Here is a 13,268-nt window from a genome sequence, read left to right as displayed (position 1 = left end):
ATGCTATAGCAAAATTGTCAAAAGTTTCTTAAGTTTTAGCCCATCGCACGTGGGCTATCGTGATCACATGTCACGGGACACCCTGAGCACGCTGACCAACGACACGCTGGCCGACCGCTCCTACCGCGCGGTCCGCGACGCGATCGGGTCCGGCGAGCTGCGTCCCGGCGAGAAGATCACCGAACGCGGACTGGCCGAACGGCTGTCGGTCAGCCCCACCCCCGTGCGCGAGGCCATCCGGCGGCTGGAGCAGGACGGGCTCATCGAGCGCACCGGCCCGCGCACGGTCGTCGTCGCCACGATCGGCGACACCGCGCGCCAGGACCTCGCCGAGGTCGAGATCGGCCTGCGCGGCCTGGTCGCGCGGTTCGCCGCCCGGCACGCCACCCCGGAGCAGCTGGACCGGCTCGACGCGATCCTCGACGAGGCCGACGACCTGCACATCGTCATCCGCAAGCGGCACGAGGACGGCAAGCCGATCGACAAGCACCTCGACGCGCTGCTCGACACCATGCAGCGGTTCAACGAGGGCGTGGACGCGTGCGCCGCGAACGCGGTCCTGGTGCGGCTGCTGGAGCAGACCAGGGTGTTCTCCCCCTCCGAACGCCGGACGCGCCTGCTGGAGCGGGTCGCCGTCGACAAGGATTTCGGCCTGGACCGCTACGCCAGCCACCGCGCGCTCGTCCACGCCCTGCGAGCGGGCGACTCCGCGGCCGCCGAGCAGATCGTCCTGGAGGACGCGCGCGGCGGCCTCAACGCCCTGCGCGGCGAACCGCGGCGGGACACCACCGGCTGATCACGGACGTGGTCGTCGGAGTCCGCCGCTCGTTAGCGCGTGGACGGCAGGTGTGCCACCCTGGCCCGGACGTGGTGGCCGGTAAGGCTTCCCGCACTCCGGGGAGGGTGAGCGTTGCCCACGATCTCGATCATCACCGCCGCGTACGCCCCCAAGTCCGACCACCTGCCCGCCACCGCGGACGGCGTCCGGGCGCAGGTCCTCCCGGACGGCTGGGACCTCGAATGGGTCGTCCAGGAGGACGGCGACACCCCGTCGCTGGCAGGCTTCTTCGAGGACGTACCGAACGCCAGGTACGGCGCCAACGGGGTGCGGCTGGGGATCAGCGCGACCCGGAACCTCGCGCTGGCACGGGCCACCGGCCAACTGGTGCAGGTCCTCGACCACGACGACGTCCTGCTGCCCGGCGCGCTGGCGACGCTGCTGGCCGCGTTCGGGCGCCACGAGATCCACTGGGCCGTCGGCGCGGCGGACGACCTGCTGCCCGACGGGACCCGCAAGGCCTGGGACTCGGCCCTCCCCTTCGGACTGGTGAAGGCGGGCGAGGCGAACGCGTGGGCCGAGGCCCGCGGCGGCAACTGGCCCGTGCACTGCGCCGGCCTGCTCATGCGCACCGACTCGCTCCGGGCCGTCGGGGGCTGGGCGTCCTCCCCGGTGGACGACGACCTGATCGCCTTCGCGGCGCTGTCCGAACTGGGTGACGGCTGGAACGAGGAGGCGGTCACCTGGCTCTACCGGCAGCACGCGGGCCAGACGACCCGGTCGGACGACCTCGTCGGGCTGCGGGACGCGGGACGGCTGATCGCGCTCCAGCGGGTCAGGGCGCTGCGGAACGCGGGGATGGTCCTCGCCCCGGCCGCTCCCCTCGACTTCCGGAGCCGGAGCGCCGACGTGAACCTCCTGGACAACATCAAGCCGCCCGCGGACCTGACCTGATCGCGTTGTCGACAAGGGCCGGGTCCGGCCGCCGGTAAGCTGGCCGCGTGAGCGCGAAAAAGGGCCGAATGGGATTCACGACCGCTCTGATCAGGTCCGCGTTCCTGGTGAACGCGGCTTATGCCGAGTCGGGTCGCGAATTCGGCGTCACGCCCCAGCAGGGACAGTTGCTGTGCGTCCTGCGCGCGCAACCGTTCGGAATGGGCGAGCTCGGAACGGTGCTGGGCCTGGCCAAGTCCAGCGTCACCGGCCTCGTCGACCGCACCGAGCGCGGCGGCCTGGTCCGGCGCGAACCGGACCCGGACGACTCGCGCGCGGTCCGCGTCGTGCTCACGCCCCACGGCCGCGAGGTCGCGGACGCGTTCTACGCCAAGACCCACCAGCGGATCGAAGACCTGCCGAGTTCGTTGACGGCGGGCGAACTCGACGCGCTCACCGGTCTGCTCGGCCGCGTCGTGGAGGACAACAACGTCTCGGTGATCTTCCCGGAGCTGGACGGCCCGACCCGCAACTGAAGCGCTCCCACTTGTAGTTCGTACTACGAACTACTACAGTTCGCAGTACGAACCAGTTCGGTTCGCGTCGCGAACTGCGTCTTTTGGGGAGCGTCCGGATGAATCGCAAGGTCGTGGTGGTCGGTGGCGGGTACGGCGGTTCGCTGATCGCCAAAGCGCTGGACGGCGAAGCGGACGTGGTCCTCGTCGACCCGCGGGAGTCGTTCGTCAACGCCGCGGGGTCGCTGCGGGCGTTGACGACGCCCGACTGGGCGGCCAACGTCTTCTTCCCGTTCGACACCCTGCTGGAGCGCGGACGGGTGGTCCGCGACCACGCCGTCTCGGTGGATCCGAAGGGCGTCGCGCTCGCCTCGGGCGGCCGCGTCGACGCCGACTACCTCGTGCTGGCCACGGGGTCCGGCTACGCCTACCCGGCGAAGCCGAAGCCCGCGTCCACGAGCGACGCCGAGGCGCTGGACGACCTCCGCAAGACCCACGAGGAGCTGTCCGGCGCCGACCGCGTGCTGATCCTCGGCGCGGGCGCGGTCGGCGTGGAACTGGCCGGGGAGATCAAGGACGTCTGGCCGGACAAGCACGTGGTCGTCGTCGACCCGAGCGACCGGTTGGTGCCCGGCCTGCTCCCCGAAGTGCGCGACGACCTGCGCCGCCAGCTCGACGCGCTCGGGGTCGACCTGCGGCTGGGCACCACCCTGGTCTCGCCGCCGCCGACCGGGGCGGGCGAGGCCGGGCGGTTCACCGTCACCACCGACGGCGGCGACGTGATCGTGGCGGACATCTGGTTCCGCGCGTTCGGGATCCACGTCAACAGCGGTTACCTCGCGGACGGCAGGCTCACGCCGCTCACCGCGCGGGCGGCGGTCCCGGTCACCGAACGGCTGAACGTCGTGGGGTACGACCACGTCTACGCGCTCGGCGACCTCACCGACGTCGCCGAGCCGAAGACCGCGAGCTGCGCGATGCAGCACGCGGACGTGATCGCCCGCAACATCAGCGCCCAGTTCGCGGGCGGACAGCCGACCGCCACCTACGCACCGGCGCCCGTCCGCGGGATCCTGCTCCCCCTCGGCCCTCGCGGAGGCACGGGCCAGCTCCCGCTTCCCTGCGGCGTCACCGCCGTGACCGCCGACACGGTCTCCCAGCGCAAGGGCCTGACCCTGTTCACCGAACGCTTCGCGGAGCGGTTCGACCGCGGCTGATCCCGTCCGCGGCAGGGCGGTCAGGCTCCCCCAAAACGGCCTGCGGCGCGTTCACCGTCTCCGCGCTGGTCCGGTGCCGTGCTCGCGATGCACTACGTCGACCGGTACCTGGCGGTGGCGACCCGGCCCGTGCCGTCACCCGTCGAGCGGGTCGCCGACACCGGGTGAGGTCGTCGAGTAGGCCTGGCGGTAGGCGTTCGGGGTGAGTCCGACGTAGGTGCGCAGGTGCCTGCGCAGCAGCAGGGGGTCGCCGAATCCCGCCTCGCGGGCGATCTCGCCGACGCTGAGCCCGGTCGCTTCCAGCAGCTGGCGGGCGCGGTCCACCCGCCGCTGGACCACCCACTGCTGCGGGCTCTGCCCCACCTCGACCCGGAAGCGCCGGGTCAGGGTGCGGACGCTCATCCGCGCGTGCCGGGCGAGGTCGGTGAGCGTGAGCGGTTCGGAGAGCCGTTCGAGCGCCCACTGCCGGGTGGCGGAGGTCGAGGCGTCGCCGTGGTCGGGCAGCGGGCGGTCGATGAACTGGGCCTGCCCGCCTTCGCGCCAGGGAGCGACCACGCACCGGCGGGCCGTGGCGTTGGCCACCGCCGCCCCGTGGTCGCGGCGCACGAGGTGCAGGCACAGGTCGATGCCCGCCGCCGCGCCCGCCGACGTCAGGACGCGGCCGTTGTCCACGAACAGCACGTTCGGGTTCACGTCGACCAGCGGGAAGCGGCGCGCGAACTCGTCGCACAGCGCCCAGTGCGTCGTGGCGCTCTGCCCGTCGAGCATCCCGGACGCGGCCAGCACGAACGCCGACGTGCACAGGCTGACCACGCGGGTCGTCGGGGGGATGGCCGCCAGCGCCGCGGCCAGCTCGTCGCCCAGCCCACCCGGTCCCGGCAGGTCGGCGTCGCGGTCCTGGGTGGCGATGACGACGGTGTCCGCCGTGGACAGCGCCGACTCGTCGCGGCGGACGGCGATGGTGAAGTCCTGGTTGGTGGTCACCGGCCGTCCGCCCAACGAGCAGGTCGTGACCTCGTACAACGGCTCGTCGGCCGCGTCGAAGGCGTGCCCGAGCACCTGGGCGGGGATCCCGAGGTCGAACGGTTTGACGCCGTCCAGCGCCAGGACGGTCACGCGATGCGGCATGGCCCGATTGTCATCAAGGTTGTCTTCCAGGTCAATTACGCCGTCGTCCCGCGCCCGCCAGGGTGGACGCATGGCACTCGATCACGACATGTTCTACATCGGCGGCGAGTGGGTCCCGCCGAGTTCGGCGCACCGCTTCACCGTCATCGGCGCGAGCACGGAGGAGGTGCTCGGCACCTCCCCCGAGGGGATGGAGGCCGACGTCGACGCCGCCGTCGCGGCCGCCCGGCGCGCGTTCGACGACCCCGACGGCTGGTCGACGTGGGCACCGCGCGACCGGGCCGCGGTGATGCGCCGCCTCGCCGACGCGCTCGACGCCCGCTCCGAGGAGATCGCGAGGCTGGTCAGCAGCGAGAACGGCATGCCGATCACGCTCTCCCGCGGCCTTGAGGGCTCCGTTCCGAGCACGCTGCTGCGCTACTACGCGGACCTGGTCGCCGACGCCCCGGTCGAGGAGCACCGCGACGGCCTCCTGGGCCGTCCGGTGCTGGTGCGGCGGGAGCCGGTCGGCGTGGTCGCGGCGATCACGCCGTGGAACGCCCCGCAGACGCTGTCCGCGGGCAAGTACGCGCCCGCTCTCGCCGCCGGTGCGACGCTGGTGATCAAGCCCTCCCCCGAGACCGCTCTCGACGCCGTGCTGTTCGCGGAGGCGGCCTCCGAGGCGGGGGTGCCCGCGGGCGTCGTCAACGTCGTCCCGGCGGGCCGCGAGGTGGGCGCCTACCTGGTCGGGCATCCGGGCGTGGACAAGGTCGCCTTCACCGGCTCCAGCGCGGCGGGCCGGTCGATCGCGGAGGTGTGCGGGCGCCTGCTGCGGCCGGTTTCCCTCGAACTGGGCGGGAAGTCCGCGGCGATCGTGCTCGACGACGCCGACCTGGACTCCGAGGCGATCAGGCAGGAGTTCTTCGCCGCCACGCTGCTGAACAACGGCCAGGCCTGCTTCGCGAGCACCCGGATCCTGGCGTCGCGCGCCCGGTACGCGGAGGTCGTCGACGCCGTGTCGACGCTCGCGGGGTCGCTGACCGTCGGCGACCCGCTGGACCCCGCCACGCACGTCGGTCCGCTCGCGAGCGAGCGGCAGCGCGACCGCGTGGAGGGCTACATCGCCAAGGGCCGGTCCGAGGGGTCGCGGCTGACCGTCGGCGGCGGTCGGCCCGCCCACACCGACCGGGGCTGGTACGTGGAGCCCACGGTGTTCGCCGACGTCGACAACCGGCAGGTCATCGCGCAGGAGGAGATCTTCGGCCCGGTCCTCGTCGTCATCCCCTACGCCGACGAGCACGACGCCGTCCGACTGGCCAACGACTCCGATTACGGCCTCGGCGGGTCGGTGTGGACGCGGGACGCCGAGCACGGCCTGGAGATCGCACGCCGGGTGCGCACGGGCTCGTTCGGTGTCAACCACTACACGACCGACCCCGTCGCGCCGTTCGGCGGGGTGAAGGCGAGCGGCATCGGCCGCGAGCTGGGGCCCGAGGGTCTCGCGGGCTACCAGCAGCTCAAGTCCGTCTACCTCTGACCCGGCGAGGAGAAGCGCGTGGATCCACGCCAGTTCACGTGGCCCGGCGGCCGGAAGGTCGCGGTCATGATCACCGCTGCCGTCGAGCTGTGGTCCGAGGGCCACTGGCCGTCCTACGCGCCGATGGCGGGCGCCTGGCCGCTGCCGGGCGCGCATGACGCGCACAGCACGTCGTGGTCGGAGTACGGCGCCAAAACGGGTGTGTGGCGGTTGCTCGACGTCCTGGACCGGCAAGGGATGACGGCGACCTTCGGCGTCAACGGCCTGGTGGCCGAACGGTTCCCGGCCGCGGTGCACGCCATTTCCCAGGCAGGGCACGAGATCGCCGCCCACTCCTACGCGCAGGACGTCGTGCCCGCGCTGCTCGACGCCGACGAGGAGCGGGCGAACATCGCGCGGTCGGTCGACCTCCTCCACGACGTGACCGGGCACCGCCCCACCGGCTGGATGAGCCCCCGTGCCACGAGTTCGGCGCGGACCGCGGACCTGTTGGCACAGGCGGGTTTCACGTGGTCGGGCGACTTCAACGACCGCGAGCTGCCCTACGTGCTCCCCACGGCGTACGGACCGCTCGTGGCGATCATGCACAGCGACTTCAGCGACGTCCGCGGGGCGGCGGCGGGTCCCCGGACCTACCGCGACGTCCACCAGGACCTGCTGCGGCACCTGCTCGAAGCCCCCGGCACGGGAATCCTCAACCTCACCGTGCACGCGCACGTGGGGGGAAGGCCCCTCCTGTCCTCCATGTTCGACCAGATCCTCACGTCGATCCGCCTCGCGGGCGACGACGTCCGGGTCACCACCCACCAGCGGATCGCCGAGCACGTGCTCGCGACCGCTCGGCAACACGAAGGGAACCGCACCCCACCATGAGCGAAGTCCTCGTCATCGGCGGCACCGGAGCGATGGGCGGCAGGGTCGTGCTCCGCCTGCTGGACGCCACCTCCGACGCCGTCCACGTCCTCACCCGCGACCCCGGTTCCCACCAGGCCCGGCGACTGCTCGACATCGGTGGCGGCCGCGTCCGGATGGTGCGCGGGGACGTCAACGACATCGCGGGCGTCCGGACCGTCATGGAGTCCGTCGACCGCGTCTTCTGCAACACCGACTTCTTCTCCACCGGCTCCGTGACCGGCGAGTACGACCAGGGGGTCGCGCTGCTCGAAGCGGCGCGGGCCGCGCGGGTCGACCGCTTCGTCTGGTCGTCCCTCGATTCGGCCGTGCAGCTCACCGGCGGGACGGTCCCGGTGCCGCACTACGACAGCAAGGCCGCGGTCGCGGCGCACATCGGGCTGCGGCGGTCGGACGAGATGATGCGGAAGGAGGCCGACGGCTGGTACTCGCGGCACGTCTCCGTCCTGACCACGGCCCCCTACTTCGAGAACTTCCAGCTCCGGCTCGCCCCGCAGCGCGGCGAACTGCCCGACGGCCGCGACGGCCTGGTGTTCCGGATCCCGCTGGGCGAGGGCAGGTACCCCCTGATCGGGCTGGACGACATCGCCTGGTTCGCCGTCGACGCCTTCGAACGGTGGCAGACGTGGGGCTCGCGGGACCTCGCCGTGGCCGCGGACAGCCTGACCGGCGAGGAGATCGCGGCCGCGTTCGAACGGGTCACCGGCATCCCCGCGGCCTACGTCCCGGTCCCGCTCGACGTGGTCCGCTCGTCCATCCCGGACTTCGGGCACGACCTGGCGGCCATGTTCGAGTTCTTCCAGGCTCGCGACGTCGTCGGGCTCGACCGGGACCTGCCCGCCCTGCGGGACGCGCATCCGGGCCTCCTGCGGTTCGAGGACTGGGTGCGCGTGTCCGGCTGGGACGGCACCGAGCAGGACGTCCAGCGGTTCCCCGTGCGCCTGGCCTGAGTGCGGGGATCAGGACGCGGGAAGCCTGATCCGCCACGGCTTCAGGGTGGCGCCGTGGACGTCGACCGGCGTGGACGACGCCGACTTGCGCCGGGTGGCGGGTCGCCGGGCGCATGCCGGGCAGCCCGCCACCGGTACGGCTCCGCACATCACGGGGCCAGGAGGACGCGCAGGGCCGTTCGGGTCGGGATCCTGATGGACGCGACGCCCAGGACGGCGGTGGCGGCGACGATCACCAGGTAGGCGAGCGGGGAAATGGTGGGGACCGGTTGGCCGGAGACGCCGAGGGCGAAGCCGACCAGGGGCGGGATGGCCGTGACGGTGCCGACCACGACGGCGATGACCACGGCCACCAGGGACTCGATGAGGGTCATGCGGCGGATCTGGCGGTCGGTCGTGCCGATCAGGCGCAGGAGGGTGAACTCGCGGCGCCTGCCGACGGTCGCCATGACCAGGGTGTTGACGACGGACAGGGCGACGTAGCCGAGGATCACCAGCAGCGCGATGAGGTTCACCCACGACTGCGTGTCGCGCTCGCCGCTGCCGGCGGGCACGGTGGTGTCCTGGACGGCCAGACCCAGCTGCCCGATGGCCTGCTCGACCCCGGCCCGACCGTCCGGGGTGGACGTGACGAGCAGGTAGTCCGCGAGGCCGGTGGTGGTGTGCGGGCGGAGCGCGTCGGCGGACAGGGTGAGGTCGCCGAACCCGAGGCCCCGGCCGTAGACCGCGACGACGGTGGCGGTCAGCTCGGTGCCGTCGCCGAGGTGGAACGCGACCCGCCCGCCCACGTCGGCGCTCATCGCGGACGCGGCGTTCGCGCTCAGCGCCACGGTGTCCGGCTCGGACAACCGATCGAGCGAACCCCTCTCCACCTGGAGGTCGAGGGTGCGGGATCCGGGGTCGACGCCCTGGACCGCGAACTGCTGGACCATGACCTCGTCGTCGAACACGGGCGTGCTGATCAGCGCGGTGGACCGGGTGATCGGGTCGGCCGCCGTCACGCCGGGCACGGCAGCGACCTCCGCGGCCAGGTCCTGCGACAGCCCGGAACCCGGTGCGGCGACGAGGTAGTCGGCCACGATGCCGTCACGGGACTGGGTCGCGGCCTCGGCGGCGATGGTCGTGGGCATGAAGAGCTGGACGCTGCCGAACGTGATCGCCAGCGCCAGCGGCACGACGGCGGCGGACAGCCTCCGGGAATAGCCGCGGATGCTGGCCTCGGCGAGCACACCGGCTGGTGACTTGCCGACGCGCAGCAGCGGGCCGAGCACACCGAGGAACCGCTCCACGAGCCACGGTCCGACCAGGCCCACCGCGATGATCAGCAGCAGCGCGGCGGCACCGACCGCCGTCAGCCCGATCAGGCCGGGCAGCAGCATCGGGGCGAGCGAGGCCAGCAGGCCGATCGCGGCCAGGACGACACCGGTCCCGACGCGGCCCTTGCCCAGCTTCGGCGTCTCGACGCCGGACTCCCGGATGGCGTCGATCGGGTCGATCCGCGCCGGGCGGCGGGCGGCGACCGCGGCGGCACCGACGGCCGTGACCAGGCTCAGCACGACCGCGGCGAGCGCCGGGAACGGGCTGTGGACGAGGCCGAAGTCCTCGGGCATCACGCCCGCTCCGGCGAACTGGTCGCCGAGCACTCCCGCGAGCAGGTAACCGGGGGCGACGCCGAGCAGCGCGGCGAGTCCGGCGACCACCCGCACCTCGCGGCCGATCATCCCGTGGATCTGCCGGGGCAGCGTGCCCACGGCGCGCAGCAGGGCGAACTCGCGGCGGCGCTGCCCGACCGACAGCGACAGCGTGCTGGCCACCACGAACACCGCGATGAGCAGGGCGACACCCGCGAACGACGCGCTGAGCGCCATCAACTGGGTCCGGGCGCCGAAGGAGTCGAGCGATTCGACCTCGCCGCGGTCCGCGCCGGTGTAGACCTCCACACCCGGCACCGCGCGGCTGATCGCGGTCGCGAGGGTCGCCGGATCCGTGCCCGGCTGGGCGAGCACGCCCACCGCGCCAACGCGGTCGGGGTGCGGCCACAGCGCCGTGGCCGCCTGGTCGCTGAGGAACGCGGTCGCCACCCGGCCGCCACCGGACGAGGCGACCCCGACGACCTTGTACGCGGTCGGCACACCGCCGTGGGAGAGGCGCACCTCCGCCCCCGGCACCACGCCGAACGACGGGTCCACCACTACCTCGCCGTCACGGGCGGGCAGCGCGCCCGCCGTGAGCGAGTACGGGGTGAGGGCGGCCGAACTCCAGCCGTGCACCTCGACGGGGGCGTGGGCCTCGGTCGTCATCGGCACGGTCACGTCGCCGACGGCCTGGCGCACACCGGCCACGGCGCCGATCTCGCCGACCACGTCGGCGGGCAGCGTGACCCGTTCGGTGAACGGCTCGGCCACGTCGCCGGGAACGGGCAGCGCCTGCTGCCCGCCCACGACGACCTCGGCCGCGAGGTAGCGCTGCGGCTCGACACCGCCGCGGATGCCGGACTCCAGCAGCACGCCGAGCCCGGTGATCAGGGTGGCGGCGAAGAACACGGCGACGAACACCCCGGCGAACCCGCCGCGGTTGTGCCGGATGGAGGCGAACGCGAGTCCCCACATGGTCACCACTCCCCCAGGCTCGACATGCGGTCGACGACGCCCTGCGCGGTGGGCCGCTCCAACGAGCCGACCAGCCTGCCGTCGGCGAGGAACAGCACGCGGTCGGCGTAGGACGCGGCGACCGGGTCGTGCGTCACCATCACCACGGTCTGCCGCAGGTGCGTCGCGGTGTGGCGCAGGAGTTCGAGCACCTGGCGACCGGTCCGCGAGTCGAGCGCGCCGGTCGGCTCGTCGCCGAACACCGCGTCCGGCTTGGTGATCAGCGCCCTGGCGATGGCCGCGCGCTGCTGCTGCCCGCCGGACAGCTCCAGCGGGCTGCGCCCGGTCAGGTCGGCCAGGCCGACGGCCGCGACGACGTGGTCGAACCACGCCTTGTCGACCGCGTGCCCGCCGAGCAGCAGCGGCAGCGTGATGTTGCGCGCCACCGTCAGGTGCGGCAGCAGGTTGTAGGCCTGGAACACGAACCCGATGTGGTCGCGCCGGAACACGGTGAGGGCCTTGGCCTTCAGCTCGGAGATGTCCGTGCCGCCCAGGCTGATCCGGCCCGCGCTCGGCCGGTCGAGCCCCGCCGCGCACTGGAGCAGCGTGCTCTTGCCGGAGCCGGACGGCCCCATGACGGCGGTGAACGAGCGCGCGGGGATGGCGAGCGTGATGTCGCGCAGCGCGGTCACGGGCGCCGCGCCCGCGTCGTACACCTTGGACACGCCCTCCAGGCGGACTGCGATGTCGGGCGGTGCGATCACTGGGTCGCGGGTGTCGGTGTGCATGGGTCACGTCCTCGGTCGTCGGGTACGACCAGAACGCTATGGACGGACGGTGGCCCGAACGATCCACTCCGCTGCCCACTTGGTGGTGTAGCTGGCTCCACCCCCGTGGGCCACCCGCACGATCTTCTTCGGATCCGGGGTCGCGGGGCGCCGGGTTCAGTAGATTGCCGGGGCTGTCGTGGCGGGATCCCCGGTCACGTCGGATTCCGCTGGAGGCGCTGTGGATCGACGGTTGGCCGACGCCCTGTTCGTCCCCGTGGAGCGGTGGGGCTGGGAGCCCGTGTCCCAGGACGTGCGGCCGCACCCGGACGCGGACACCCCGCCCGAGTGGTTCGAGCCGCCGGAAGTGCTCGGGACTGGGATCCGGACGGTCAGCGGCTTCCTCGCGAAGGGCGTGCTCGGCCTCGCAGCCCTGGCGCTCGGCTTCCTGTACGTCAACAACGCCTACCCGTACGTGCTGATCGGGTTCGGCCTGTTCTTCCTGGTGCTGCTGGGGTTCGTGGGCCTGCTGGCGTGGTCGCCGGTGTGGTGGACGCGTTTGCGGCGGCGGGTGGCGCGGGACCGGTTCGACGCGGCACGGCGCGCATGGGAGGACCGGCTCACCGCGCACGACGAGGACGAACGCCGCAGGGTGGAGGCGGCGGGGTCGTGGCGGACGCTGGCGGTGGGGAGCCCGCGGCGGGTCTTCGTGTTCGGCGGGACGCCGCGGGACTGCTGGGCGGGCCTGGTGACCACGGTGGGCAGCTCCTACCTCGGGCGCGGCGGCGTCGTCGCGATCGCCGACTTCACCGAGGAGGGCGTGGCCGCCGAACTGGCGCACCTGGCCGGGCAGCACGGGACCCCGGTGCTGGACGCCGCGCGGCACAACCTCCTCGGTGGGCTTTCGGTGGAGGAGACGGCCGAACTGCTGGCGAACGCGGTGTCCGAACTGGACCGCTCAGCCGACCCCCTGGAGCAACGGGTGCTGCACCTGCGGCTGCTCACCGTCGTGCTGGAAGCGCTGGACGGACCGACGACCTTCGACCGGGTGGCCGCGGGCCTGCGGGTGCTGGCGGGCGAACCCGGCCGCCCGCTGTCGGCGGAGGAGTCGGCGCGGCTCACGGCCGCGGTCGCCGTGGTGGGCGCGGGTGAACAGGCGCGGACCAGGCTCGCGCGGCTGGCCGGGCTGCTCGACCTGATGTCCCCGGCCGACGCGCCGGACGCGGAGGCGACCGCGGTCCTGTGGCGCGACACCGGGTTGAGCGTGCTGGCGACCGGCGACGGGAACTCCGACCGCAAGGAACTGCTCGACGGCGTCGTGTTCCACCGGCTGCTGCGGGACCTGCGCCACCGTCGTCCCGACCTGCTCGTGGTCGCCGGGGTGGAGGCGTTCGGGGCGCGGTCGCTGCGGGCGGCCACCCGGCAGGCGCAGCGGTCCGGGATGACCCTGGTGCTGCTGTCACGGCGGTTGGACGAGGCCTCCGAGTCCCTGCTCGGCGACTCCTCCGACGCCACGATCATCATGCGGCCGGGCACGGCGGCGGACGCGGTCCGCGCGGCCGACTTCATCGGCCGCGAGCACCGGTTCGTGCGCGACCGGCTGACCGACGAGGTCGGCCGGACGATCACCCGAGGGGTGGCGCACACGGCGGGCCAGACGGAGTGGCCCGTCCGCGTGGTGTGGCCGGGCGGGGCACCCGGCGCCGTCGACCGGTGGAGCGCGACCACGGCGCTCACCACGTCCACGTCGGACACCGTCAGCAAGTCCGAATCCGACATGTACAGCCACAGCGAGACGACCTCGCGGGTCTACGAGTACGCGGTGGAGCCGAAGTCCCTCCAGGAGCTGCCGGTGACGGCCTTCCTGCTGGTGGAACCGACCACCGGCGGGAGGCGGGTGGTGGCGGGCGACTGCAACCCCGGCATCGCGCTGCTCGACGGGGTGCGCTGAAGTCCACCAACGG

The 13,268-nt window shown here is 72.9% G+C and carries 11 protein-coding genes; 8 read left to right on the top strand and 3 right to left on the bottom strand.

The features are described 5' to 3' along the window. The first annotated feature begins 67 nt into the window (after positions 1-67). The 4 genes from RM788_RS49845 to RM788_RS49830 all read left to right on the top strand — a co-directional run bounded on the left by RM788_RS49845 (position 68) and on the right by RM788_RS49830 (position 3,443). Positions 68-796 (top strand): GntR family transcriptional regulator, encoded by a 729-nt coding sequence (locus tag RM788_RS49845; RefSeq protein WP_315928600.1) that lies wholly within the window; start codon positions 68-70, stop codon positions 794-796. Positions 797-910: 114 nt separating this feature from the next. Further along, positions 911-1,732 carry a glycosyltransferase family 2 protein gene (locus tag RM788_RS49840; RefSeq protein WP_315928598.1) on the top strand — a complete coding sequence of 274 codons (822 nt, stop codon included), beginning with the start codon at positions 911-913 and terminating at the stop codon, positions 1,730-1,732. Positions 1,733-1,779: 47 nt separating this feature from the next. Beyond that, entirely contained in the window at positions 1,780-2,247 is a 468-nt protein-coding gene (locus RM788_RS49835; protein WP_315928596.1) for a MarR family winged helix-turn-helix transcriptional regulator, read from the top strand. A gap of 98 nt (positions 2,248-2,345) precedes the next feature. Further along, a complete protein-coding gene (locus RM788_RS49830; protein WP_315928594.1) occupies positions 2,346-3,443 on the top strand; it encodes an NAD(P)/FAD-dependent oxidoreductase in 1,098 nt (365 codons plus the stop codon). A gap of 135 nt (positions 3,444-3,578) precedes the next feature. On the opposite strand, the gene RM788_RS49825 is transcribed toward RM788_RS49830, so the two are convergent. Continuing rightward, positions 3,579-4,571, bottom strand: a complete 993-nt coding sequence (locus RM788_RS49825; RefSeq protein ID WP_315928592.1) for a GlxA family transcriptional regulator — start codon at positions 4,569-4,571, stop codon at positions 3,579-3,581. Positions 4,572-4,641: 70 nt separating this feature from the next. Here RM788_RS49825 and RM788_RS49820 point away from each other — a divergent pair, with 70 nt between their 5' ends. Genes RM788_RS49820 through RM788_RS49810 form a run of 3 tightly spaced genes read left to right on the top strand, consistent with a single transcriptional unit; the run spans position 4,642 to position 7,949 of the window. After that, positions 4,642-6,087 carry an aldehyde dehydrogenase gene (locus RM788_RS49820; protein ID WP_315928590.1) on the top strand — a complete coding sequence of 482 codons (1,446 nt, stop codon included), beginning with the start codon at positions 4,642-4,644 and terminating at the stop codon, positions 6,085-6,087. A gap of 18 nt (positions 6,088-6,105) precedes the next feature. Then, positions 6,106-6,960, top strand: coding sequence for a polysaccharide deacetylase family protein (locus tag RM788_RS49815; protein WP_315928588.1), 855 nt, complete (start codon positions 6,106-6,108; stop codon positions 6,958-6,960). Then, the gene (locus RM788_RS49810) at positions 6,957-7,949 is read left to right on the top strand and encodes an NmrA family NAD(P)-binding protein (protein WP_315928586.1); all 993 of its coding nucleotides are present in this window, start codon (positions 6,957-6,959) and stop codon (positions 7,947-7,949) included. The genes RM788_RS49815 and RM788_RS49810 overlap by 4 nt, the downstream gene beginning before the upstream one ends. 149 nt (positions 7,950-8,098) lie before the next feature. Here the strand turns inward: RM788_RS49810 and RM788_RS49805 are convergent, their stop codons facing one another. Both RM788_RS49805 and RM788_RS49800 read right to left on the bottom strand, forming a co-directional pair. Further along, entirely contained in the window at positions 8,099-10,558 is a 2,460-nt protein-coding gene (locus RM788_RS49805; protein WP_315928584.1) for an ABC transporter permease, read from the bottom strand. A gap of 2 nt (positions 10,559-10,560) precedes the next feature. Further along, positions 10,561-11,325: an ABC transporter ATP-binding protein gene (locus RM788_RS49800; protein WP_315928582.1), complete on the bottom strand. Its 765-nt coding sequence runs from the start codon at positions 11,323-11,325 to the stop codon at positions 10,561-10,563. A gap of 220 nt (positions 11,326-11,545) precedes the next feature. Between RM788_RS49800 and RM788_RS49795 the strand changes: the two genes are divergently transcribed. Further along, entirely contained in the window at positions 11,546-13,255 is a 1,710-nt protein-coding gene (locus RM788_RS49795) for a hypothetical protein (RefSeq protein WP_315928580.1), read from the top strand. The last annotated feature ends 13 nt before the right edge of the window (positions 13,256-13,268 follow it).

It is taken from the genome of Umezawaea sp. Da 62-37 (assembly GCF_032460545.1).
In the GTDB taxonomy this organism is placed as follows: Bacteria; Actinomycetota; Actinomycetes; order Mycobacteriales; family Pseudonocardiaceae; genus Umezawaea.
The sequence above is the reverse complement of the archived record's forward strand: the minus strand, read 5'-3'. Positions and strand labels throughout refer to the sequence as shown.